We start from the raw sequence: 22,653 nt of genomic DNA, 5'->3' as shown, positions 1-22,653 counted from the left end.
ATCACCAAGGAGCCTCCATGAAGAAGCTGTCGCCGCGCACCCGTGTCGTCACCGGCGCCGTCGTCGTCGCCGCCCTCGGGGCCGGCACGTTCGGTGCGATGTCCGCGAGCGCCTCCTCCCCGGCCGCCGCCCCCGCCGCCGCCGTCAAGGCCGACACGGGCAACCGGAACCTCCAGCAGACGACGCACCTGACCGTGGCCGCCGCCACCAAGGCCGCGCAGGCCACGCTGGACGCGGCGAAGAAGGAGAACCAGCGGATCTCCGTCGCGGTCGTCGACCGCAACGGCAACACCATCGTCTCCCTGCGCGGTGACGGCGCGGGCCCGCAGTCCCCCGAGTCCGCGGTGAAGAAGGCGTACACCGCCGTCTCCTGGAACGCCCCCACCTCCGAGCTGGTCAAGCGCCTGGAGCAGGCCCCCAACCTGAAGGACATCCCTGGCACCCTGTTCCTCGGGGGCGGCGCCCCGGTGCAGGCCAAGGGCGCCCCGGTGGCGGGCATCGGCGTGGCCGGCGCGCCCAGCGGCGACCTCGACGAGAAGTTCGCCCGGGCGGGCGTCGCGGCCCTCGCCCGGTAGTCGCCGTCCGCACGGGCACAGCAGGGCACAGCAGGGCACAGCAGGGAACGGAGTACCGATGAACGCCTTCGATCACGACCCGGCCGGCCGCCCCGCCGAGGGACGTCGCGTGACCGGGGACCCCGGCCCCCGCAACGCCCCCCGGGCCCCGGGCCGTGGCGAGGGCCCCCCGGCCTCCGGCCCCCGCGCCGCCCTCCGGCTGCCCGGGCCCCGCGCCCGTCGCCTCTCCCTCCGGCTGGCCGCCGCCGCCCTGCTCGCCGGGTGCTCGGCCGGCCCGACGGAGGCGGCCCCGGACGCCCCGGACGCCCCGGGCCCGTCCGCCCCGGCCGGCTCCGTGGCGACCCCCGACCCCTCCCGCGCCCCCACCGGCCGCACCCCCGAGGGCACGCTGCTCCTCGCCGACTTCGGCGGCGACACCGTGACCTTCGTCGACCCCGGCCGGGACGGGTCCGGGAAGGGCGGTGCCCCCATCGCCTCGGTGGAGGTCGGCACCGCGCCCTACGGCCTCGTCGTCGGCGAGGACGGGCGGGCCTGGGTCGCCACCGCCGAGGGCGTCGCGGTCGTCGACACACGGGAGCGGACCCGGCTCGCGCTCGTCCCGTACGAGACGGAGTCCGGCCCGGTGACCACCGGCGAGTACCGGGGAGGCGGCATGGGCATCGCCCTGGCCCCGGACGGGAAGCACGTCTACGTCGGGGTCAACGTGCCCGGCGGCGACGGCGTGGTCGAGGTCGTCGACACCGCGACCCACGAGGTCACCGGCACCGCCCCCGTCGGCCTGCGCCCCTTCGACGTGGACGTGTCCCCGGACGGCCGCGAGGTGTACGCCACCGGTCACGACTCCTTCGACGTGACGGCGGTGGACGTCGCGTCGCTGGAGACCCGGCGCATGGAAGTCGCCCCGTACGGCACGGAGGGCGGTCTCGGCTCCTGGCTGAAGCCGCACTACGCCGTCGTGCGCCCCGAGGACGGCACGCTGCTGCTGCCGTTCGAGGGGGAGCGGCTCGCCGTCCTCGACCCGCGCACCGGAGAGGTGGCCATCGAGCCGATGACCGCCGACACCCACCAGCACGGCGCGGCCCTCGCCCCCGACGGGACCCTCCTCGTGGTCGGCACCGGCCCGATCGGGCCGGAAGACGAGGACCCCTCGCTCACCGTCCGCTCCTCCGACGGGGAGGAGCGGGTCGTCCCGCTGGACGGGCCGCACGAGGATGTGGCCGTGTCCAAGGACGGCCGAACGGCGTACGTCACCGGCGGCTTCACCCGCGACGGGTACTGGAACGGCATCACGGTCGTCGACCTGGACGACGAGGAGAGCGAGCCGGTCCGCCTGGAGGCAGGCAACCGACCGCTCGGAATCGTCATCCTCTGAGCTGGGGCCGCCCGCTACTCCCCCGAGGCGGGCGGCCCCTTCCGGTCCGGGCACCGGTGCCCCGACATCTAGGATCCATCGGGTGAATCACCCGCATCCCGCCCGGCGGCGCACCGCCCGCGCCCCTCTCCTGCCGGCCCTCGCCCTGGTCCTCCTCGGCAGCGGCTGCACGGGCGGCGTCGAGGGAACCCCGGGCGCGGCCGGGCTGCGCGACCCCTATTTCCCCGGGCTCGGCAACGGCGGCTACGACGTCACCCACTACGGCCTGGAGCTCGACGTCGACCCGGCCGGAGACCGGCTGCGCGGCACCGCGACGATCACCGCCCGCGCCACCCAGGACCTGAGCGCCTTCCACCTCGACCTCGCCGGGCTCGACGTGGACGGTGCCACCGTCGAGGGCCTCCCGGCGGCAGTGAACCGGGCGGGCAAGGAGCTGACGCTGCGTCCGGCGGCCGACGCCGAGCACCGGCTGCGCAAGGGGCGTACGTTCACCGCCGTCGTGCGCTACTCCGGTTCCCCGGAGACGATCACCGATCCGGACGGCTCGAAGGAGGGGTGGCTGCGGACGGCGGACGGCGCGGTCGCACTCGGCGAACCGGCCGGGTCCATGGCCTGGTTCCCCGGCAACCACCACCCGAGCGACAAGGCCGCCTACGACATCGCGGTCACCGTCCCCGAAGGGCTCGCGGGGATCTCCAACGGGGAGCTGGTGTCCCGGCGTACGGCGAACGGGCGCACCGCCTACCGCTGGCGGACCGCCGAACCGATGGCGAGCTATCTGGCGACCGTCGCCGTGGGGCGGTTCGTCACCGAGGAGTCGGTGACCCCCGACGGCATCCGGCTGTTCACCGCCGTGGACCCGGAGTCGGCGGCGGCCAGCGAGGACGTGCTGGCGCGGATCCCGGCCGTGCTGACGTGGTCGGCGGGGAAGTTCGGCCCGTATCCCTTCTCCTCCGCCGGGGCGATCGTCGAGCGGACGGGGGACTCGGCCTACGCCCTGGAGACCCAGAACCGGCCCGTCTACCCCGGCCCGCCGGACACCGCGCTCCTCGTCCACGAACTGGCCCACCAGTGGTTCGGGAACTCCGTCACCCCCGCGACCTGGCGGGACATGTGGCTGAACGAGGGCTTCGCGACCTACGCGGAGTGGCTCTGGGCCGCCGACCACGAGGACGTACCGGTCCAGGAGAGTTTCGACGCGGCGTACGAGTCCGACGCGAACTGGGCGTTCCCGCCGGCGGATCCGCCGACCGCCGCCGAGCTGTCCGAGCCGCCGGTCTACGGGCGCGGGGCGATGGCTGTGCACCGCGTCCGGCTCGCCATGGACGACGACCGGGCGTTCTTCGCCCTGCTCCGGGGGTGGACGGAGGCCCACCGGCACGCCAACGCCTCGACCGACGACTTCACCGCGTACGTGGAGAAGGAGACGGGGCGGGACCTGACGGAGCTGTGGGACGCCTGGCTGTACGGCAGGAGCCGGCCGCCCGTGCGGGGCTGACCCGCTCCCGTACGCGCTGACCTACCGCGTTGCTCGACGTCGGGCCCGGGCCGGGGCGCCCGGCGGATCGTGACCGGCTCCACGACCGCCGGGGCCGCCTTCAGCTCCTCGCTGCCCGCGCCGCAGCCGGATCCCCTAGCCCGCGCCGAAGCCGGAGCCCCCGGCCGCGAAGGCGGCCGGGGGCTCCGGTGAAGCGGTGGTGCGCTCGGGTCAGAGGTTGACGCCGAAGTCCTGGGCGATGCCGCGCAGGCCGGAGGCGTACCCCTGGCCGACCGCGCGGAACTTCCACTCGGCGCCGTTGCGGTAGAGCTCGCCGAAGACCATGGCGGTCTCGGTGGCGGCGTCCTCGCTCAGGTCGTAGCGGGCGATCTCGGCGCCGCCGGCCTGGTTGAGGATGCGGATGTACGCGTTGCGAACCTGGCCGAAGTTCTGGCTGCGGTTCTCGGCGTCGTAGATGGAGACCGGGAAGACGATCTTGTCCACGTCGGCCGGCAGACCCGCCAGGTTGACGTTGATCTGCTCGTCGTCGCCCTCGCCCTCACCCGTGACGTTGTCACCGGTGTGCACGATGGTCTGGTCCGGCGTCGACTTGTTGTTGAAGAAGACGAAGTGGCCGTCCGAGACGACCTTCCCCGCCGAGTTGACCGCGATCGCCGAGGCGTCGAGGTCGAAGTCGGTGCCGGTGGTGGTGCGGACGTCCCAGCCGAGACCGACCGTGACGGCGGTAAGGCCCGGTGCCTCCTTGGTGAGCGAGACGTTGCCGCCCTTGGACAGGCTTACTGCCATGGGAAGTCCCTTTCCTCGTCGTGTGCGGGCTTCGTGCCATCACGAAAGCTACCGTCACCCGTCATAACGCAAGCAGCGGACCACGAGGTTCCTGGTCGCTTTACTTTCTTTGCCGAACTTCGTCCCCCAGTGGGACCCGGTCGGGGCCCCGTGCGGACCGGGTGCGCAAAAGAAGGTGACGAACGGGGCGCGGGGCAGGGACCATGGGTGTCATGTCCGGGCCCTATGTCATCCGCGGCTCGGTCTCCCTCCCGGAGGCCGAGCTCATGTGGCGTTTCTCGCGGTCCTCCGGGCCCGGCGGCCAGCACGTCAACACCAGCGACTCCCAGGTGGAGCTGCGCTTCGACCTGGCGGCCACCGACGCGCTCCCCGAGGTGTGGAAGGCGCGGGCGCTGGAGCGGCTGGCGAGCAGGCTGGTGGGCGGGGTGGTCTCCGTACGGGCCTCCGAGCACCGCTCCCAGTGGCGCAACCGTGAGACGGCCGCCGTCCGGCTCGCCGCGCTCCTGGCCGAGGCCACGGCGCCGCCGCCCAAGCCCCGGATCAAGCGGAAGATCCCGCGCGGCATCAACGAGCGCAGGCTGCGCGAGAAGAAGCAGCGCGGCGACACCAAGCGCGGGCGCTCGGGCCGCGACTGGTGACTTCGACGTGACGTCGAGGGTCGTGCGCCGTCAGCCCAACTGGCCTGGCCGACGTGATGTCGAAGGCCGTGCGCCGTCAGCCCAACTGGCGGTAGCGCCCCTTGAAGTACGTCAGCGGGTCGCCCTCCGGGCTCGGCAGCTCCGCCGTGAGCACCCGCCCGATCACCAGGGTGTGGTCCCCGGCCGCCACGCGCTGCTCGGTGCGGCACTCCAGCGTCGCCAGCGCCCCGCCGATCAGCGGCGCGCGCGTCACCTCGCCCCGTACGTACGGCACGTCCGCGAACAGCAGCCGGTCGCTGATCCGGCCCTTCATGGCGAACCGCCCCGCGATGTGCCGCTGGCTCGCGGCCAGGACGGAGACCGCCCACAGCGGCTGCTCGTCCAGCAGGTCGTCCATCCGGGAGCCGTTGCGCAGGCTCACCATCACCAGGGGCGGTTCCAGGGACACGGACATGAAGGCGGTCGCCGTCATGCCCACGTCCTCGCCCCGGCCGTCCTCGTCGAGGGGCGGCTCCTGGGCGGTGACCAGCACCACCCCGGCGGCCAGCCGCGCGAGGGCGGCACGGAACTCGTCGTTGCTCACTCCCTCAGCATGGGGGATGGGCTCGGGGCGCGGGGTGGGAGGTTTCGTCTGCAGCACACGAAGACGCTAACCGCGAGGGCCGGGCGGTCGCATCGGGCCGGGGGACCAAGCCGGTCCTAGGACCCCTGAAGGGCCGCGTACGCGGGCGCACACGGGCGGGACGAGCGGGGTTCGGGCGGTGCGACGGGCGGGCGCACACAACAGGAACCAGCCCTTCCCGGCACGCACCGAACGAGAGTCGTCGCCCTGAGTCACCGACACCACTCGGGCATCTGTTGTGACTTGAGTCACAGAGTCCATTTTCTGCTGACCCTGTGTACCGGGTGCACAGCTCACTGTGATTCAGTGGCCGTGACACTGCAACAAGTACGTCGATATGAAACCTGGAGTTGCTGTCGAGGTCTCGGGGAGTGCGAGCGATGGAGGCCGAGTCGGAACCGTACGTCCGCCTTGCGACCATGCGGCAGCTGCATCAGGCCGTCGCTGATCTCAATACGGCACGGAGTCTGGCGGACACGCTGCAGACCGTGGCCGACGGGATCGTCGCGGGCCTCGGCTACGAGCTGGGCTGCGTGAACCTGGTCCGGCCGGACGGCGACCTCGTCATCGCCGCCTTCGCGGGCAACGCCGCGGCCGAAGCCCTCATCACCGGGCGCGTCGGCTCCCGCTCCTCCTGGGAACGCCGGCTCTCCATGGGCGAGGCCTGGGACGACCTCCGGTTCATTCCGCACACCGAGGGCTGGGTCCTCCTCGACGACGACGTACCCCAGTGGCACACCGAGGGGCCCGAACCCCGTTTCGAGGACGAGTGGCACCCGCTGGACCGGCTCTACGCCCCGATGTACGCCTCCGGGAGCGGGCGGGACCTCCTCGGCGTCATATCCGTCGACCGGCCGCGCAACGGGCGCCGCCCCGGAGCGTGGGGGCGTGAGGCGCTCCAGATGTACGCCTCCCAGGCCGCCATCGCGATCAGCAACGCCCGGCTGCGGGCCAACATGCAGCGCGCCCTGGTCCGCCTGGAGCGGGAACAGCAGGCGCTGCGGGCCAGCGAGGAGTCCTTCCGGCAGGCCTTCGAGTACGCGCCCAGCGGCATGGCCATCGCCGAGATGGGCGGCGACCAGCACGGCCGGCTGCTGCGCACCAACGACGCCCTGTGCCGGCTGCTCGGCCGCCCCGCCTCGGTGCTCCGCCGCTACTCCTTCGCCGACCTGGTCCACCCCGAGGACATCGGCACCCTGCTGCGGACCTCCGCCGAGGGTGGCCGGGCGGAGCTGCGCCTGAGCCGCCGGGACGGCACCTATCTGTGGGTCTCGCTGCGCAACTCGGTCGTCGCCGACACCGCCGACGGGCCGCGCTTCCTGCTCACCCATGTCGAGGACATAGAGGAGCGCAAGCGGCACGAGCTGAACCTCGCCCACCGCGCCTCGCACGACGCGCTGACCGGGCTGCCCAACAGCGCCGAGCTGAAGTCGCGGCTGAGCGCCCGGATCTGCGAGCGCCCGCACTCCCCGGCCACGACCGCGATCGAGGCGCTGGACGCGGCGTACGGGGACGTCGAGTCGTCCCTGACCCACGGCTACCAGGCCGACGGGTACGAGGGCGAGGCGATTCCCGGCGGCGGGCCCTTCGACCACCATGTGCACGCGGTGGCCCCGGATCCGGAGCACGACGACGGGACGAAGGGGCTCGCGGTCCTCTTCTGCGACCTCGACGGCTTCAAGTCCATCAACGACCGCTTCGGGCACCACACCGGCGACGCCGTGCTCATCGAGGTCGCCCGGCGGCTGAGCACGTGCGTGCGGGACGGTGACACCGTCGCCCGGCTCGGAGGTGACGAATTCGTCGTTCTCGCCGACGGCCTCGGGGCGGCGGACGCCGCTGACCTGGCCGTTCGCCTGAGAAATGCCATCATTCCGCCCATAAGGGTCGACGGTCGCGCGGTCCGGGTCGGGGCGAGTTTCGGCATCGGCTGGGCCGAGTGCGGAATGACCGTCGAAGAGGTCCTGCGCTCCGCCGACCAGCGGATGTACGTGGAAAAGCGGTCCCGGTCGAAGGTTCACCGCAGGGCCGGATGACGTTCACGACCCGTTTCTCCCCCTACCCCGTACCCGTTCCCCGACGGCCGTCCGGGCCGCTCAGCACAATTCGGGGCCTGCTCCGTTCGAGGTAGGCTCGGCCGGTCGGCGACGGCTGGCGACATGGTGAGGAGTGACCCAGGGATGACGGCCGGAAACAACGGCGCGAGCAAGCCCGAGGACGACGATCCGTTCGGCTATCTGTACGCGGACGGACAGGCGGCAGGCGCCCAGCCGCCCGGCCAGGGCGGCTACGGCTACCCGGGGCCGGCCGCGCAGCCGGGCGTGCCCAGAACGTCCTACAACCAGGTGCGGGCCGTCGGCGAGCGCCAGTACGGCCAGCAGCAGGTGCCGCAGCAGCAGGGCGGGTACGGCTACCCGCCCCAGCAGAGCTACGGCCAGCAGCCCCCGCAGCAGTACAACCGGCCGAACCCGCAGTACGCGGCCCCCGAGACCTACCCCGGCGGGGTGGGCGGGCAGCCGCCGGCGCAGGGCGGCCATGGCGGCGGTCCGGGCCGGAGCGGCCCGAACACCAGGGCGCTCCTGATCGCGGCGGTCGCCGTGGTCGCGGTCGTCCTCATCGGCATCGGCGCCGCCCTGCTCACGGGCGACGACGGCGACAAGGACGACAAGACGGACGAGGCGTCCTCCTCGCAGGGGCCCGCCGGCGAGGTCGAGGAATCGAAGAAGCCGGAGAAGAAGCCCAAGGAGTCCCCGAAGCCGGTCGAGCTGCCGAAGCAGGACGCGGCGACGCTGACGCTGGGCGGCACGGCGGCCCTGGACTCCACGGTCAAGGGCGCCAAGGGCGCGAACGGCAACTACATCAACCTGAACGAGGTCGGCCGGTCGGCCACCTGGACGGTCGAGGTTCCCGAGGCCGGCGCGTACACCCTGTACGTGACCTACGGCGTGCCCGGCAAGGACGCGAAGACGACCCTGACGGTCAACGAGCAGGAGCCGCGCTCCATCAACATGAAGAACTTCGCGCAGGCCCCCGAGGGCGACCTGGAGAAGGGCTGGACGAACACGTACGCGTACGTCCAGCTCGACAAGGGTTCCAACACCCTCAAGCTGTCGTGCGAGACGGGCGACGAGTGCGACGCCAATCTCGACCAGCTGGAGCTGAAGGCCGGCCACATCAAGAGCTGACGGCTGTGAGCGCCGACGCCCTGACCGCCCCCGAGGTGGTCAGGGCGTCGGTGTGTGCGGCTCCACGGTGACGCGGGGCAGCAGCTCCGCGTAGGCCGCCGCGTCGAACTCGCCGGCCGTCGGGGCCAGCACGGTCGCCGTCGACAGGGCCACCGCCCGGGCGAGGCGCTCCGGCCAGTCGAGACCCTCGGCCAGGGCGGACAGCAGCCCGGCCACCGCGGAGTCGCCCGCGCCCGTCGGGTTGCCGCGCACGGGGGCTGGCGGGGCGGCCCCCCAGGCGCCGTCCGGGGTGAGCGCGAGCACGCCCTCGGGGCCCAGGGACGCGATCACGGAGTGGGCCCCGCGGCGGCGGGCGTCGCGGGCGGCGCGCAGCGGTTCGCGGGAGCCGGTCAGCTGGGCCAGCTCCTCGGCGTTCGGCTTGACCAGGTCGGGGCGGGCGGCGATGCCCCGGCGCAGCGGTTCGCCGCTGGTGTCCAGGAGCACGGGCACGGCGGCGGCGCGAGCGATCCGGACCAGTTCCGCGTAGGCCCCGACATGGATCCCGGGCGGCAGGCTGCCGCAGAGCGCGACGGCGTCGGCACCGGCGACCAGGTCCTCGTACGTCCGCAGGAGGGCGGCCCATTCGGCGGGGCTCACCTGCGGTCCGGGCTCGTTGAGCTGCGTGGTGTCGCCGGTCGCGCGGTCGGTGACCGCCAGGGTGCGGCGGGTGTTCCCGGCGACGGGCACGAGGGCGTCGCGCGGCGGGAGCGGGGCGAGGAGGTCGCGCAGGACGCCCCCGGTGGCCCCGCCGACGAAGCCGGTCACCACGCTTTCGTGGCCCAGCGCGCCGAGGACCCGGGCGACGTTGAGGCCCTTGCCGCCGGGGCGTTCGATGACCTCGCCGACCCGGTGGGTGCGGTGCGGGACGAGCGCGTCGACGGTGTACGTCACGTCGAGCGCGGTGTTCAGAGTGACGGTCAGGATCACCTGTCGGCCCCTCCCTCGGTGCGTAACCCCAGCGGTGCGCGCACCCGTCCGCGGCGCGCCAGTCCGATGATCATGTCAAAGGGAGAGCGGTCGGCCCAGCCCCGGGGGCCGACCGCCATCGCTTCGTTACGTGCCCTGCGGGACAGCGGTCAGGCGGTCTTCGGTTCGATGATCCACTCGCCACGGCGCATGACGCCCTTGAGGACGAAGTCCTCGTCGAGGACGACCAGGTCGGCGTCCTTGCCCGCCTCCAGCGAGCCGACCCGGTCGTGGACGCCGAGCAGCCGGGCGGGGTTGGCGGAGATGGACCGGACGACGTCCTCGACGGGGATCCGGTCGAGGGTGACGGCCCGGCGGAACGCGGTGTCCAGGGTGAGCGTGGAGCCGGCGATCGAGCCGCCCTCCACCAGCCGGGCCACCCCGTCGGTGACCTCGACCGCGAGCGGGCCGAGCTGGTACTCCCCGTCGCCGAATCCGGCGGCGTCCATCGCGTCGGTGATCAGCGCGACGCGGCCGGCGCCCTTGTGGCGGTAGGCCACCTCCAGGACGGCCGGGTGCAGGTGCGTGCCGTCGTTGATCAGCTCGACGGTGATCCGGTCGTCCTCCAGGAGAGCGGCGATCGGGCCGGGGTCGCGGTGGGCGAGCGGCGGCATCGCGTTGAACAGGTGCGTGGCGACGGTCGCGCCCGCCTCGATGGCCTCGACGGTCTGCTCGTACGTCGCGTCCGTGTGGCCGATCGCGGCGATGACCCCGTGCTCCGCGAGGAGCCGTACGGAGTCGATGCCGCCGGGCAGCTCGGTGGCGAGGGTGAACATCCGGGCGGTGCCGCGCGCGGCGTCCAGCAGCTTGCGGACGTCGGCCGGGTCCGGGTCGCGCAGCAGCTCCTCGCTGTGGGCGCCCTTGCGGCACGGCGAGATGAAGGGGCCCTCGAAGTGGATCCCGGCCAGGTCGCCCTGCTCGACCAGCTCGGACAGGACGCCCGCGCGCCGGGCGAGGAAGTCCATCTCGCCGGTGACCGTGGAGGCGACCATGGTGGTGGTGCCGTGCTCGCGGTGCGTACGGATGCCGGTGAGGACCTCGTCGACGGTGCCGGAGGTGAAGGAGGCCCCGCCGCCGCCGTGGTTGTGCATGTCCACGAAGCCGGGGACCACCCAGTGGCCCGCGAGGTCGATGGTCCGGGCGCCCTCCGGTGCGGTGCCGGAGATCCGGGTGCCCTCGACGGTCACCCGGCCGTCCTCGACGGTGCCGGTGGGGAGCACCACCCGGGCGCCGGCGAGAACGGTGCTGTCTGCTGCGCGTCCGGCCATCAGGCGGAAACCTCCGTGGAGAGTAGATCCCAGGCGAGCAGCCCCGCGCCCAGGCATCCGGCGGTGTCCCCGAGGGCCGCCGGGACGATGTGGGGCAGCTTCTGGAACGTGACGCGTTCCTCGACGGCCGCACGCAGTGGTGTGAACAAGGTTTCCCCGGCTTCGGCGAGTCCGCCACCGATGATGAGCGTGGCGGGGTCGAGGAGGGTGAGCGCGGTGACGAGGCCGGCGGCGAGCGCGTCGACCGCGTCCTGCCACACCCGGACCGCCGCCGGGTCGCCCGACTCGACGGCCTTCGCGCAGTCCGCGGCGTCCGCCCCGGGGTCCCCGGAGGCGGCGGCCCAGGCCCGGGTCACCGCGGCGGCGGAGGCCAGCGTCTCCAGACAGCCGCGCTGGCCGCAGCCGCAGTCGGGGCCGTCGGGGCGGACCACGATGTGGCCGATCTCGCCCGCGTAGCCGTGGGCGCCTGCCTCGATGGCGCCCGCGATGCCGATGGCCCCGGCGATCCCGGTGCCCAGGGGCACGAACAGGAAGCGGTCCGCCCCGCGCCCGGCCCCGATCCGGCCCTCGGCGAGCCCGCCGGTGCGGACGTCGTGGCCGAGGGCGACCGGGATGGAACCGAGGCGCTCGGCGAGCAGGGTGCGCAGCGGTACGTCGCGCCAGCCCAGGTTCGCGGCGTACACCGCGACGCCCTTCTCGGCGTCGACGATGCCGGGCACGGCGACCCCGGCCGCGACGGCGCTCTCGCCGAGGTGCTCCTCGCCGTGGGCCCGCAGATCCGCCGCGAACGCGAGGATCGACTCGACGACCGCGTCGGCGCCGCGCTCCCGGCCGGTGGCTCGACGCGCCTCGTGGAGGAGGGTGCCGTCGGTCCCGACCAGTGCGGCCTTCATTCCGGTGCCGCCCACATCGAGGGCGATGACATGTCTCACGGGAGACAGTTTCGCCCGCCGACCCCCAAAAGGTCTAGTCCACTAGCGAGGTTTGTTGCGCACCCATACAAAATGATGAACGAGTGAAGACCGGCCTTTTTCTGCCGAAAAGTCACGCATGGGGGGCCTGGACCCGGGGGAAACCGGAGCAAAGGTCTGGACCAAGATACGGCTCGCGGCTCCCGACTGCCAGAGCGCGCAAGCCAGTTGTGGCCCCCAGGACCCGTATACGTTGCTGAAGCGATATGCCGGTGGTGTAGACCTCCGCGTCGGCAATGGGGGAAAATCGCGGTTCATCCGGATGGTGCCCAGGACAGGGCGGCCTTGCCGCGGCCGGTTCGGAGGCCGTGGGGCCGACGCCGTGCGCACCGTCCGTGAGCCAGGCGATCAACGAGGATGGGCGAGGCTGTGCAGCGGCGCTTTTTGGGTCTGACCGCGGTGGTGGCCGCGCTGGGAATGGCGGCAACCTTGTCGGGCTGCGGCGGTGACGCCGAATCCGGCGATGTCACGCTCAAGCTGGTCGCCGCCGACTACGGCACCAGTCCGGAGAACAGCTCCGAGAAGTACTGGAGCGGGGTCGCGGCGGGCTTCGAGAAGGAGCACCCCGGCATCAAGGTCGACGTCACCGTCCTCCACTGGAAGGACGTCGACCGCGAGGTCGCCGCGATGGTCAAGGCCGGTGACGCCCCGGACATCGCCCAGATCGGCGCGTACGCGGACTACGCCAAGGCGGGCAAGCTCTACACGGCCGACGAGACGCTCGCCATCCGCACCACCGCGAACTTCCTGCCGAGGCTCGCCGACGCGGGCAAGATCAACGGCACGCTGTACGGCCTGCCCTTCGTCGCCAGCACCCGGCTGCTCTTCTACAACGAGAAGCTCTTCGACCAGGCGGGCCTGAACGCCCCCGAGACCTGGGACGACATCCGGAGCGACGCCGCCGCGCTCAAGGCGAAGGGCGTCGACTACCCCTTCGCCCTGCCGCTCGGCCAGGAGGAGGCCCAGGCCGAGACCCTGATGTGGCTCCTCAGCGGTGGCGGCGGCTACACGGACGACGTCGGCGCGTACGACATCGACTCGGCCGAGAACATCGCCACGTTCCGCTGGCTGCGGGACAACCTCGTCGGCGAGGGCCTCACCGGCCCGGTCGCGCCCGGCAAGCTGGACCGGGCGAAGGCGTTCGAGGCGTTCGCCAACGGCAAGGTCGGCATGCTCAACGGCCACCCCACCCTGATGGACAAGGCCGAGGCCAAGGGCATCAAGGTCGGCATGGTGCCGCTGCCCGGCGTCGACGGCCCGGCCAAGGGCTCCATGGGCGTCGCCGACTGGATGATGGGCTTCAAGGAGAACGGGCACCGCCAGGAGATAGGCAAGTTCCTCGACTACGCCTACTCCGACGAGAACGTGCTGGAGTTCGCCGACCAGTACGACCTGCTCCCGGTGACCGGCAGCGCCTCCGCCGCGATGGAGACCGACACGAAGCACAAGAAGCTGCGCCCGTTCCTGGCGGCCCTGCCGAACTCGACGCTCACCCCCTACGCCAAGACGTCCTGGGCCACGGTCAGCGACACGATCAAGAAGAAGATCGGCAGCGCGGTCGCGCCGGGCAGCAACCCCGAGAGCATCCTCGGAGAGGTGGCGACCGAGGCGTCCCGCGCGGAGGCCGCCGAGTAGCGGCCGCGGGCGCGGTGTCGGGGGCGGGCGTTAGGTTGGCTGATATGACCGCCCCCGACCACGACCCCCGGGCCCGGCCCGCCCCCGGCGCCGACGAGCTGTCCGTACGGGACCGGGCACTGCTCGCCCTGGAGCGGCGGTCCTGGGCGGGGCCCGGGGCGAAGGAACGGGCGATCCGCGAGGAGCTCGGAATCTCGCCGGTCCGCTACTACCAGCTGCTGAACGCGCTGATCGACGACGAGCGGGCGCTGCGCGAGGACCCGGTCACGGTGAACCGGCTGCGGCGCGTGCGCGACGCGAAGCGCGGGCGGCGCTGAGCGCCACCTGCCGAAGGCTCCGGCTCCGGGCCGCCGGGGGCTCCGCTCCCTGGCCGGGCTGTCGATGCCGGGCGGCGCCGCAGAGGTTCGAAGGGGCCGGCCGCCTTCAGGGTGCGCAGCCCATCACCAGCTCCACCGCCCGGTCCAGGCAGCCCCGTTCGCGATCGGTCAGATACGGGTCCGCCCGCTGACGGTCGCGCGCGAGGGCCAGATCACCGGCGGACGCGCCGCCGTCGTCGGCGAGTTCCGCGAGGAGCGCCGACAGCAGCGGCCGGACGTCCGCCCCGGCCGGGGGCCCCGCGGCGAGCGCGGTCCGGGCCAGGGCCAGGGCCGACATCGCCCGGTCGAGACCGGGCGGACCCTCCGCCGCGCCGGACCAGTCGATCACCACCGCGCCCCCCTCCGTCAGCATCACGTTCTCCGGGCGCAGTTCCATATGGAGCACGCGGTCGCCCGGGTCCGCCGAGACCCGGGCCGGTATGGCGTGGAGCTCACGCAGCAGACGGGCGAGCAGCGCGCCCGCCTCGGCAGCCCCCAGCCGCCCCGCCGGCAGGGCCTCGGCCAGGGTCGGGCCGGTCAGCCGCTGGAGCACCAGGTCCGTGGGGCGGGCCCCTTCGGCGGGCGGGCCGATGCGCGGCACCGGAAAGCCGAAGGCGCCGACGTAACTCATCACGGCCAGCTCCTCCGTGGTGTCGGTGCGGTCCCGGTAGCGGCGAAGGACCCAGGAGCCGTCGAGTGCGTACACGTCGGCGGTGCGTCCCGAGCCCAGAAGTTGGCCTGTGTGCATGGGGCCGAACCTACCCGGGCGCCCCGCCGAAGGGGAGACGCGCTCCCGCTTCGCCCGGCCGGGCCGTGAGACCGGCTCCGTACCCCTCGGCGCGGTGCGCCGGAGCGCGCGCCGCGCGGCCCCATAACGCGGAGGGAGGGGGGCGAACGGGATCTCCTGCGCCGGGCGCCACCGCCGTTACGGTTTCGGCAATTCCCTGGTCCGGACCAACCCCCGCCGGGCCCGGACACCCCCTGAACCAAGGAGAGTTACGTGGAGAGAACCACGCTCCGCAGACGCGCCCTCGTCGCCGGCACCGCCACGGTGGCCGTGGGCGCACTCGCCCTCGCCGGGCTGACCGGCGTGGCGTCCGCCGGCCCCGCGGCCGTCGCCCCGGCGGTCTCCGCCGACAGCCTGTCGCCCGGCATGCTGGCCGCCATGGAGCGCGACCTCGGCCTGGACGCCGACGACGCCCGGAGCCGGATAGCCAACGAGTACCGCGCCGCCGCCGTCGCCGCGGGGCTGGAGAAGTCGCTCGGCGCCAGCTTCGCCGGAGCCCGGGTCAGCGGTGCGAAGGCGGCCCTGACCGTCGCCACCACCGACGCCTCCGAGGCAGCCCGGATCACCGACGCCGGAGCGCGCGCCGAGGTCGTCGGCAACAGCCTGGACCGGCTCGAAGGCGTCAAGAAGGCGCTCGACAAGGCCGCGCTGGACAAGGCGCCCAAGAACGTGCCCGTCTGGTACGTCGACGTCGCGGCCAACAAGGTCGTCGTGAACGCCGCCAGCACCGCCGCCGGACAGGCGTTCCTCAAGTCGGCCGGGGTCGACAGCGGCCTCGTCACCGTCGCCAGGTCCGCCGAGCAGCCCCGCGCCCTCGCCGACATCCGGGGTGGCGACGCGTACTACATGAACGGCTCCGGCCGCTGTTCCGTCGGCTTCTCGGTGACGCGCGGCACCCAGGGCGGCTTCGCCACCGCGGGTCACTGCGGGCGCGTCGGCACCACCACCAACGGCGTCAACCAGCAGGCCCAGGGCTCCTTCCAGGGCTCGACCTTCCCGGGCCGGGACATGGCCTGGGTCGCCACCAACGCCAACTGGACCCCGCGTCCGCTGGTGAACGGCTACGGGCGGGGCGACGTCACCGTCGCCGGTTCCACCGCCTCGGTCGTCGGCGCCTCGGTCTGCCGTTCCGGCTCGACCACGGGCTGGCACTGCGGCACCATCCAGCAGCTGAACACCAGCGTCACCTACCCGGAGGGCACCATCTCCGGGGTGACCCGCACCAGCGTCTGCGCCGAACCGGGCGACTCCGGCGGCTCCTACATCTCCGGCAGCCAGGCCCAGGGCGTCACTTCCGGCGGCTCGGGCAACTGCTCCTCCGGCGGTACGACGTACTTCCAGCCGATCAACCCGCTGCTCCAGACGTACGGGCTGACCCTGGTCACCAGCGGTACGCCGACGGACCCGCCCACCACGCCGCCGACCGACCCGCCCACCGACCCGCCGGGCGGCACCTGGGCGGCCGGCACCGTGTACGCCGCCGGAGCCACGGTGACGTACGGCGGAGCGACCTACCGCTGCCTCCAGGGACACACGGCCCAGCCCGGCTGGACCCCCGCGGCCGTCCCGGCGCTCTGGCAGCGGGTCTGACCACCCGGAACCGGTCCCGGGTCCGACCGCCCGGGGCCAGTCCCGGGCCAGGCTGCCCGGGACCGGTCCGGCACCACCGAACCTCCTGAAACCTCCCGCCTCCCGCCTCCCCGCGCCGAGGCCCCCCGAGGACTCCGAGGAAACAGTCATGACCCCACACATGGACAACACGACCCCTCACGAACCGAACGCGTCCGACGGGACGACGGGGGACCGGCGGCGGATCAGCCGCAAAGGTCTCCTGAAGGCCGCTCTCGTCGCGAGCGCCGCGCCCCTGCTCGCCGGAGGGGGCGTCGCGCTCGCCCGGGACGCCGCCTCCACCGGGAACGGGCCCCTGGCCCCCACCCCGGAGTGCGACGACGGAGACGACACGACGCCGCCGCAGATGGAGGGGCCGTACTTCAAGCCCAACTCCCCGCGCCGCACCAGCCTGGTGACCCCGGGCACCCCCGGCGTGCCGCTCACCGTGAGCGGCTACGTCTTCGGCCGGGCCTGCCGCCCCATCCCCGGGGCCCTGCTCGACTTCTGGCAGGCCGACACCAACGGGTCGTACGACATGGCCCGGTTCGCCTTCCGGGGACATCAGTTCACCGGTACGGACGGGTCGTTCAGCCTCACCACCATCGTGCCGGGCCTCTACCCGGGCCGTACGCGGCACATCCACGTGAAGGCGCAGGCGCCCGGCGGCCGCATCCTCACCACCCAGCTGTACTTCCCGAACGAGCCGCGCAACAACACCGACGCCCTGTTCGACCCGGAGCTGCTGATGAACGTCCGCAGCGTCGGCAACGGCCGCCAGGGCACCTTCGACTTCGTCCTGGACGTCGCCCAGACGCCCGGCCCGACCGATCCGCCCACCGATCCGCCCACCGAGCCGGGGACCACCTGGTCGCCCGGCACCTCCTACCGCGCGGGTGACCGCGTGACCTACGGCGGGGTCGCCTACCGCTGTCTGCAGGCGCACCAGGCCGTGTCGGGCTGGGAGCCGCCGAACGTCCCCGCGTTGTGGGAACGCGGGTAGACGAGGACACAGCGAGCGCACCACCGCCCGCGCCCCGTTCACGCCGTCCGGCGCGTGAACGGGGCGCTTCTCGCCTCCCCGCGCGCTGTTCGGACCCCGGGCCGCCCCGAGCCGTCCTCGCGGATCGCCCGCACCATCAGCCCGCCGACCATCAGCCCGCCGAACGTCAGCCCGTGAGGCCGTGAGCCCGTCAACCACCTGCCGTCAGCAGTCACTTGGCGTCCGCGTACCGCTCCACCACCGCCGTCGTGAAGGGGAACCGCACCGGCGTCTCCCCGAAGGCGGTCCGTCCGGCCAGCTCGCCCGCCGCGCGGATCGCCTCGGCGACGGCGGCGCTCTCCCCGGCCGGGCAGTGCACGATCACCTCGTCGTGCTGGAAGAACACCAGCTGCGCCCGCAGCCCCTGCTCATGGAGGGCCCGGCGCAGCGCGGCCAGCAGCAGCAGCGCCCAGTCGGCCGCGCTGCCCTGCACCACGAAGTTACGGGTGAAGCGCCCACGGGCCCGCGCCTGACCGCCGTCGGACGCGGCCCCGGACCCCTCGGGGCCCTCCTGGGGAAGGCCCGCCTCCTCGTCCTGGCCCGTCGGCGCGACCGGCGGGCTGGTCCGGCCCAGCCAGGTCCGCACCACACGCCCCTCCTCACCCGCCCGTGCCGCGTCGTCGACATAGGCGACGGCGAGAGGGAAGCGGCGGCGCAGGGCGGCCAGGTTCTTCAGCCCGTCCCCGGACGTCTGGCCGTAGATCGCACCGAGCAGCGCCAGCTTGGCGTGCTCACGGTCACCCCGGAACGCCCGGTCGGACAGCGCCTTGTAGAGGTCGCCGTCATGACCGGCCACCTCCATCAGACCCCGGTCGCGGGAGATCGCCGCCAGCACCCGGGGCTCCATCTGGTCGGCGTCCGCGACGACGAGGCGCCACCCCTCGTCGGCGACGACGGCCTGCCGGATCACCTTGGGGATCTGGAGGGCCCCACCGCCGTTGGTCGTCCAGCGGCCGCTGACCGTGCCGCCCGGCTGGTACTCCGGGCGGAAGCGGCCCTCGCGCACCCAGTCCTGGAGCCAGGACCAGCCGTGCGCCGTCCAGATCCGGTACAGCTTCTTGTACGCGATCAGCGGCTCGACCGCCGGATGGTCCAGCGCCTCCAGCTCCCAGCGCCGGGTCGACTTCACCGCGATCCCCGCCTGCGCGAACGCCTTCACCACATCGGCCGGCAGGTCGGGGCGGACCCTTCCCCTGGCTCCTGAAGAGCCGGGGGAGGCCCCGTGGCCGAACGCCGCCGACACCTCGTCCGCCAGCTCGGCGAGCCTGCGGGGCTCGCCGCCGCCCGCGTACCGCTCGCCCAGCAGTTCGTTCAGCAGCTCCCGGTGGACGTCGGCGCGCCAGGGCAGCCCGGCCCGGTGCATCTCGGCGGCCACGAGCATCCCGGCCGACTCCGACGCGGTCAGCAGCCGCATCCGGTCCGGGTGCTCCGCCGTGCCGTGGCGGCGCGTCTGGTCCGCGTAGACCCGCAGCAGCCCCTCGAACGGCACCCCGGGGCCCGACGACGGCTCGAACAGAGAGGACTGCGCGCCCGGTTCGGCGGACCGGGCGGGCGGGTCCGGAGGCACCGGCGCGTTGTCCAGCCGGGCCAGCGCGGCGGCGGCGGAACGGGGCTCGCCGAGCCGCCCGGCGTGCCCGAGCAGCAGCAGCTCGGCGCACTCGATGTCGTAGCACCGCTCGACCCGGACCCCGGCGGCCAGCAGGCGGGGGTAGATCTCGGCGGTCGACCGCCACACCCAGCGCACCACTCCGGGCCGGGAGCGGACCGCCTCGACGAGGTCGGGCTCGGCGAGGACCGGCCCGGCGGGCATGCCGTCCCGGGCCAGCGGCGCGAGCAGCGCCCCGCCCCCGTCCGTGGCCGCCACCGCCCACCGTTCGGTCATGGACGCGAGTCTGCCACCCGCCACTGACAACGCCCGGAGACCGCGCGCCTACCCTTGGCCGGATGGAATCGGTGATCGACCGGGCCTGCGCGGCGGCCCTCTACGCGGAGGGCGACGCCGCCCTGGACACCGGCGCGTCCCTGCTCGCCGCCGCCCCGGACGCCGACGACGAGGCGCACCGGCGCGGCGAGGAGTTCGTGCGCCGGGCGTGGACGCGGGGCTGGCACCCCGCCGACCTGGTCCGGTTCGTCCGCCGGGAGCTGGACGAGCGGCGGGCGGCGCTGGCCGGGACCCTGATCGCCGCCGAGACCGCCCGGTACGAGGAGCTGCCGCCCCGGTGGGACCGGCAGCTCGCCGGGTTGCCGGGGCCCGTGGAGCGCAACCGGCCCGACCGCTTCTCGTACGCCGCCGATCTGCTGGAGCTGTACCGGGTGCTGCTGCGGCTGCCCGCCATCGAGCCCGTGGGACCCCCGCCCGGCGCCTCCGCCGACCGGCCGCACCTGCCGCCCGCCGCCGGCGAGCCCCGGATGCTCACCCGGATCCGGGCCCTGCTGGCGAAGGCCGAGGCGACCGGCTTCCCGGAGGAGGCCGAGGCGCTGACCGCCAAGGCGCAGGAGCTGATGGCCCGGCACACCATCGACGAGGCACTCCTCGCCGCCCGGACGCGGAGCCCCGACACGCCGGGAGCCTGCCGGATCGGGGTGGAGCCCCCGTACGAGAGCGCCAAGGCGATCCTGCTCGACGCCGTCGCCTCCGCGAACCGGTGCCGGGCCGTGTGGAACGACGGCCTCGGCTTCACCACGGTCGTCGGTTTCGAGCCGGACCTGGAGGCCGTCGAGCTGCTGTTCACCTCGCTGCTCGTCCAGGGGACCACCGCGATGACCCGGTCGGAGGCCGGACAGCGCGCCGGGGGCCGCAAGCGGACCAAGACCTTCCGGCAGGCGTTCTGGATGGGGTACGCCCAGCGCCTCGGGCGGCGGCTGGCCGCCGACGCCGAGCGGGTCACGGCGGAAGCGGACACCGGTACCGGCGCGGCGGGCGGCGGGGGCGGCGGACTGCTTCCCGTCCTCGCCGCCCGGGACGTCGCGGTCGCCGACACCGCCGAGCGGATGTTCCCGAGGACCACGACCACCCGTCTGCGCGGGGCCGTGGACCTGGCGGGGTGGACGCACGGCACCGAGGCCGCCGACCGGGCCCGGACGGGCGGCGCGTCCCCCCGACCCGACGGGGAAATCACGCCGTAAGTCGGGCTTGGCATGGATTGCACCGTTAGGCTCGGTCCATGAGCTGGCTCCGGGCGCTGAAGGAGACCGCCCGCTCGGGGCTGGAGATCGAGCGGCAGAGGCTGGAACCCCTCATCGCCCTGCGCGGTGCGGCCGGTCTCGCCCTCGTCGTCGGGGGCGGCCTGGTGCTGTTCGGGCCGGAGATCGCGGCGAGCTCGGCGTTCGGCGCGTTCCAGGCGGCCCTCGCCACCTTCCAGCGCAGCTGGCGGCCCCGCCCCGTCCTCGCCCTCGTCTCCGGCGTCAGCCTCGCCGTCTCGACGTTCGTCGGTTACGTGAGCGGCGCGCAGGTCGTGCTCTTCCTGTGTCTCCTCGGCGTCTGGACCTTCCTCGCCGGTCTCGCCTGGGCGGCGGGCCCCACGGGCGGCATCATCGCCGCGTCCAACGTCGCGATCATGCTGGTGACGATCACCCTGCCCACCTCGGTCGTGGACGCCGCCGCCCACGCCGTGATGATCGTCGTCGGCGGCATCGTGCAGGCCGCGCTCATCGTCCTCTTCCCGGTCCGCAGATGGGGCGCCCAGCGCGACGCGCTCGCCGACGCCCTGGCCGCCGAGGCCGACTACGCCCGGCGGCTGCGGCACGACCCGGTCGCCCCCTTCGACCCGCTGCCCCTGATGACCGCCCGCAGCGCCGCCGCCGTCACCCCGCGCCAGGCCCGCCGCCGCCCGGCCGAGCTGCACGGGGCCCGGGGGGTCGCCGAGCGGCTGCGCCCGGTGCTCGCCTCGCTCGCGGACCCGGCGATGGGGGTGCCCGGCGACGGTCTGGAGCGGCTCTGGGTGAACGAGCTCCTCGGCGCGGCCGGATCGGTCCTGGACGCCGCCGCGCGGGCCGTCCGGCACGGCGAACCCGTCCATCTCTCCGCCACCGACCTGGGCGTCCTGAAGACCCCCGACAACGACGTGATCCTCGTCGGCCCCGCCCGCCGCGCCGCCGACCGGCTCGCGGCCCTGCTCGACGACGTCCTGGAGATCGCGGAGGGCACCGGGACCGACAGCGGGATCCCCACCGGCCTCGCCCCGGACACCCGCCACCGGCCCACGCTGCTGAAACTGGTCCCGGTGGTGCTGGCCGCGATGCGCCGCGAGCTGCACCACAGCTCGCCGATCCTGCGCCACGCCATCCGGGTCGCGGTGGTCGCCGTCTGCGGGTACTTCATCGGCGAGGCCGTGCCGCTGGGCCACGGCTACTGGGCCCCGATGACCGCCGTCATGGTGATGCGGCCCGAGTTCTCCCAGACGTACGCCCGCGCGGCGGGACGCTTCGGCGGCACCCTGGTCGGCGTCGGGCTCGCCACCGCCGTCGTGCAGACCGTCGGCCCCGACGCCCGGCTCGCCGCGCTCCTCGCGGTGGTCTGCGCCGGGCTGATGTACCTGCTGATGCGCACCGGCTACGCGGTCGGCCAGGTCTGCGTCGCCGCGTACGTCGTCTTCCTGCTCGGCATGGCCGGCGACGACTGGTCCCAGACCGTCACCGAGCGCATCGTGCTGACGCTCGTCGGCGGGCTCCTCGCGATGGTCTCGTACGCCGTCTACCCGGCCTGGGAGACCCCGCGGCTGCGGGACCGGCTGGCCGAGTGGCTGGTGGCGGACGGGCGGTACGCGGCCACGGTCGTCGACCGGTACGCGGACCCCGCCTCCCGGGACGCCGAGGACGTCCGGGACGCGCTGATCGCCACCCGGGAGGCCCGGGTGGCCTGGCAGGAGGCGCTGGCGACCGCCCAGCACGAGCCGGTACGCCACCGGGGCATCTCCCGGGCCGCCGCCACCGACGCCCAGCACGCGCTGGCCCAGCTGGGCCGGTCCGCGATGGTCCTGGAGGCCCATCTGCCGGCCAGGTCGGCCGACCCGGTGCCCGGCGCCGCCCAGCTGGCCGAGGCGTTGCGCCGGGCCACGGAGAAGGGCGCCAAGGCGGTACGGGAGCGGCGGCTGCCCGACTGGCAGCCGGTGGTGGACGCGGTGGCCCACTGGGACATGCCCACCCCGGCGGACGACGGTACGACGCCGGCCGGCGACCCGGTCGTGCGCCGGGGCGCGGCGCTGCTGCTGGACGCGCTGGAGGAGTTCACCCGTGCCCTGGACGAGCGGGGCGGCTCCACCCGGGTCAGCAGCACGCTGGCCGAGGGCGGCTGAGCGGCCGACGG

Annotated in this window: 19 protein-coding genes; 12 read left to right on the top strand and 7 right to left on the bottom strand. The window is 73.9% G+C overall.

Annotated elements, in window-relative coordinates; translation table 11 throughout:
- The first annotated feature begins 17 nt into the window (after positions 1-17).
- The 3 genes from PSQ21_RS14305 to PSQ21_RS14295 all read left to right on the top strand — a co-directional run bounded on the left by PSQ21_RS14305 (position 18) and on the right by PSQ21_RS14295 (position 3,445).
- A complete protein-coding gene (locus tag PSQ21_RS14305; protein ID WP_274030887.1) occupies positions 18-575 on the top strand; it encodes a GlcG/HbpS family heme-binding protein in 558 nt (185 codons plus the stop codon).
- Positions 576-684: 109 nt separating this feature from the next.
- Positions 685-1,947: a YncE family protein gene (locus PSQ21_RS14300; protein ID WP_274035769.1), complete on the top strand. Its 1,263-nt coding sequence runs from the start codon at positions 685-687 to the stop codon at positions 1,945-1,947.
- Between the two features lie 82 nt (positions 1,948-2,029).
- Positions 2,030-3,445: a M1 family metallopeptidase gene (locus PSQ21_RS14295; protein WP_274030886.1), complete on the top strand. Its 1,416-nt coding sequence runs from the start codon at positions 2,030-2,032 to the stop codon at positions 3,443-3,445.
- Between the two features lie 210 nt (positions 3,446-3,655).
- On the opposite strand, the gene PSQ21_RS14290 is transcribed toward PSQ21_RS14295, so the two are convergent.
- Positions 3,656-4,231 carry a TerD family protein gene (locus tag PSQ21_RS14290; RefSeq protein WP_274030885.1) on the bottom strand — a complete coding sequence of 192 codons (576 nt, stop codon included), beginning with the start codon at positions 4,229-4,231 and terminating at the stop codon, positions 3,656-3,658.
- Positions 4,232-4,434: 203 nt separating this feature from the next.
- Here PSQ21_RS14290 and arfB point away from each other — a divergent pair, with 203 nt between their 5' ends.
- Entirely contained in the window at positions 4,435-4,869 is a 435-nt protein-coding gene (gene arfB, locus PSQ21_RS14285) for an alternative ribosome rescue aminoacyl-tRNA hydrolase ArfB (protein WP_097869985.1), read from the top strand.
- Between the two features lie 76 nt (positions 4,870-4,945).
- Here arfB and PSQ21_RS14280 read toward each other — a convergent pair whose 3' ends face one another.
- Positions 4,946-5,452: a flavin reductase family protein gene (locus PSQ21_RS14280; protein ID WP_274030884.1), complete on the bottom strand. Its 507-nt coding sequence runs from the start codon at positions 5,450-5,452 to the stop codon at positions 4,946-4,948.
- Between the two features lie 419 nt (positions 5,453-5,871).
- On the opposite strand from PSQ21_RS14280, the gene cdgB reads away from it, so the two are divergent.
- Together cdgB and PSQ21_RS14270 are read left to right on the top strand one after the other, a co-directional pair.
- Positions 5,872-7,527 (top strand): diguanylate cyclase CdgB, encoded by a 1,656-nt coding sequence (gene cdgB, locus PSQ21_RS14275; RefSeq protein ID WP_274030883.1) that lies wholly within the window; start codon positions 5,872-5,874, stop codon positions 7,525-7,527.
- Between the two features lie 144 nt (positions 7,528-7,671).
- Positions 7,672-8,676 carry a carbohydrate-binding protein gene (locus PSQ21_RS14270; protein ID WP_274030882.1) on the top strand — a complete coding sequence of 335 codons (1,005 nt, stop codon included), beginning with the start codon at positions 7,672-7,674 and terminating at the stop codon, positions 8,674-8,676.
- Positions 8,677-8,715: 39 nt separating this feature from the next.
- On the opposite strand, the gene PSQ21_RS14265 is transcribed toward PSQ21_RS14270, so the two are convergent.
- The 3 genes from PSQ21_RS14265 to PSQ21_RS14255 all read right to left on the bottom strand — a co-directional run bounded on the left by PSQ21_RS14265 (position 8,716) and on the right by PSQ21_RS14255 (position 11,842).
- Positions 8,716-9,642, bottom strand: a complete 927-nt coding sequence (locus PSQ21_RS14265) for a 1-phosphofructokinase family hexose kinase (protein WP_274030881.1) — start codon at positions 9,640-9,642, stop codon at positions 8,716-8,718.
- Positions 9,643-9,791: 149 nt separating this feature from the next.
- Positions 9,792-10,949, bottom strand: coding sequence for an N-acetylglucosamine-6-phosphate deacetylase (gene nagA / locus PSQ21_RS14260; RefSeq protein WP_274030880.1), 1,158 nt, complete (start codon positions 10,947-10,949; stop codon positions 9,792-9,794).
- On the bottom strand, positions 10,949-11,842 hold the full coding sequence (locus tag PSQ21_RS14255) for an ROK family protein (protein WP_397992096.1): 894 nt from the start codon (positions 11,840-11,842) through the stop codon (positions 10,949-10,951). Before PSQ21_RS14255 ends, nagA begins: the two co-directional genes overlap by 1 nt.
- A gap of 435 nt (positions 11,843-12,277) precedes the next feature.
- On the opposite strand from PSQ21_RS14255, the gene PSQ21_RS14250 reads away from it, so the two are divergent.
- A complete protein-coding gene (locus PSQ21_RS14250; RefSeq protein ID WP_274030878.1) occupies positions 12,278-13,555 on the top strand; it encodes an extracellular solute-binding protein in 1,278 nt (425 codons plus the stop codon).
- 44 nt (positions 13,556-13,599) lie between these two features.
- Entirely contained in the window at positions 13,600-13,872 is a 273-nt protein-coding gene (locus PSQ21_RS14245; RefSeq protein ID WP_274030877.1) for a DUF3263 domain-containing protein, read from the top strand.
- Positions 13,873-13,978: 106 nt separating this feature from the next.
- On the opposite strand, the gene PSQ21_RS14240 is transcribed toward PSQ21_RS14245, so the two are convergent.
- Positions 13,979-14,659, bottom strand: coding sequence for a phosphotransferase (locus tag PSQ21_RS14240; protein WP_274030875.1), 681 nt, complete (start codon positions 14,657-14,659; stop codon positions 13,979-13,981).
- A gap of 252 nt (positions 14,660-14,911) precedes the next feature.
- Between PSQ21_RS14240 and PSQ21_RS14235 the strand changes: the two genes are divergently transcribed.
- Both PSQ21_RS14235 and PSQ21_RS14230 read left to right on the top strand, forming a co-directional pair.
- The gene (locus PSQ21_RS14235) at positions 14,912-16,288 is read left to right on the top strand and encodes a carbohydrate-binding protein (RefSeq protein ID WP_274030874.1); all 1,377 of its coding nucleotides are present in this window, start codon (positions 14,912-14,914) and stop codon (positions 16,286-16,288) included.
- A 160-nt stretch (positions 16,289-16,448) separates the two neighbouring features.
- Entirely contained in the window at positions 16,449-17,309 is an 861-nt protein-coding gene (locus PSQ21_RS14230) for a dioxygenase family protein (protein ID WP_274035767.1), read from the top strand.
- A gap of 211 nt (positions 17,310-17,520) precedes the next feature.
- Here PSQ21_RS14230 and PSQ21_RS14225 read toward each other — a convergent pair whose 3' ends face one another.
- Positions 17,521-19,230 (bottom strand): bifunctional 3'-5' exonuclease/DNA polymerase, encoded by a 1,710-nt coding sequence (locus PSQ21_RS14225; protein ID WP_274030873.1) that lies wholly within the window; start codon positions 19,228-19,230, stop codon positions 17,521-17,523.
- A 62-nt stretch (positions 19,231-19,292) separates the two neighbouring features.
- On the opposite strand from PSQ21_RS14225, the gene PSQ21_RS14220 reads away from it, so the two are divergent.
- Entirely contained in the window at positions 19,293-20,474 is a 1,182-nt protein-coding gene (locus PSQ21_RS14220; RefSeq protein WP_274030872.1) for a DUF2786 domain-containing protein, read from the top strand.
- Positions 20,475-20,512: 38 nt separating this feature from the next.
- Positions 20,513-22,642, top strand: a complete 2,130-nt coding sequence (locus PSQ21_RS14215; protein WP_274030871.1) for an FUSC family protein — start codon at positions 20,513-20,515, stop codon at positions 22,640-22,642.
- Positions 22,643-22,653 lie beyond the last annotated feature (11 nt).

Source organism: Streptomyces sp. MMBL 11-1 (assembly GCF_028622875.1).
GTDB lineage: Bacteria > Actinomycetota > Actinomycetes > Streptomycetales > Streptomycetaceae > Streptomyces.
Note: the sequence above shows the minus strand (reverse complement) of the source record. Positions and strands in the feature narration are given on the sequence as shown.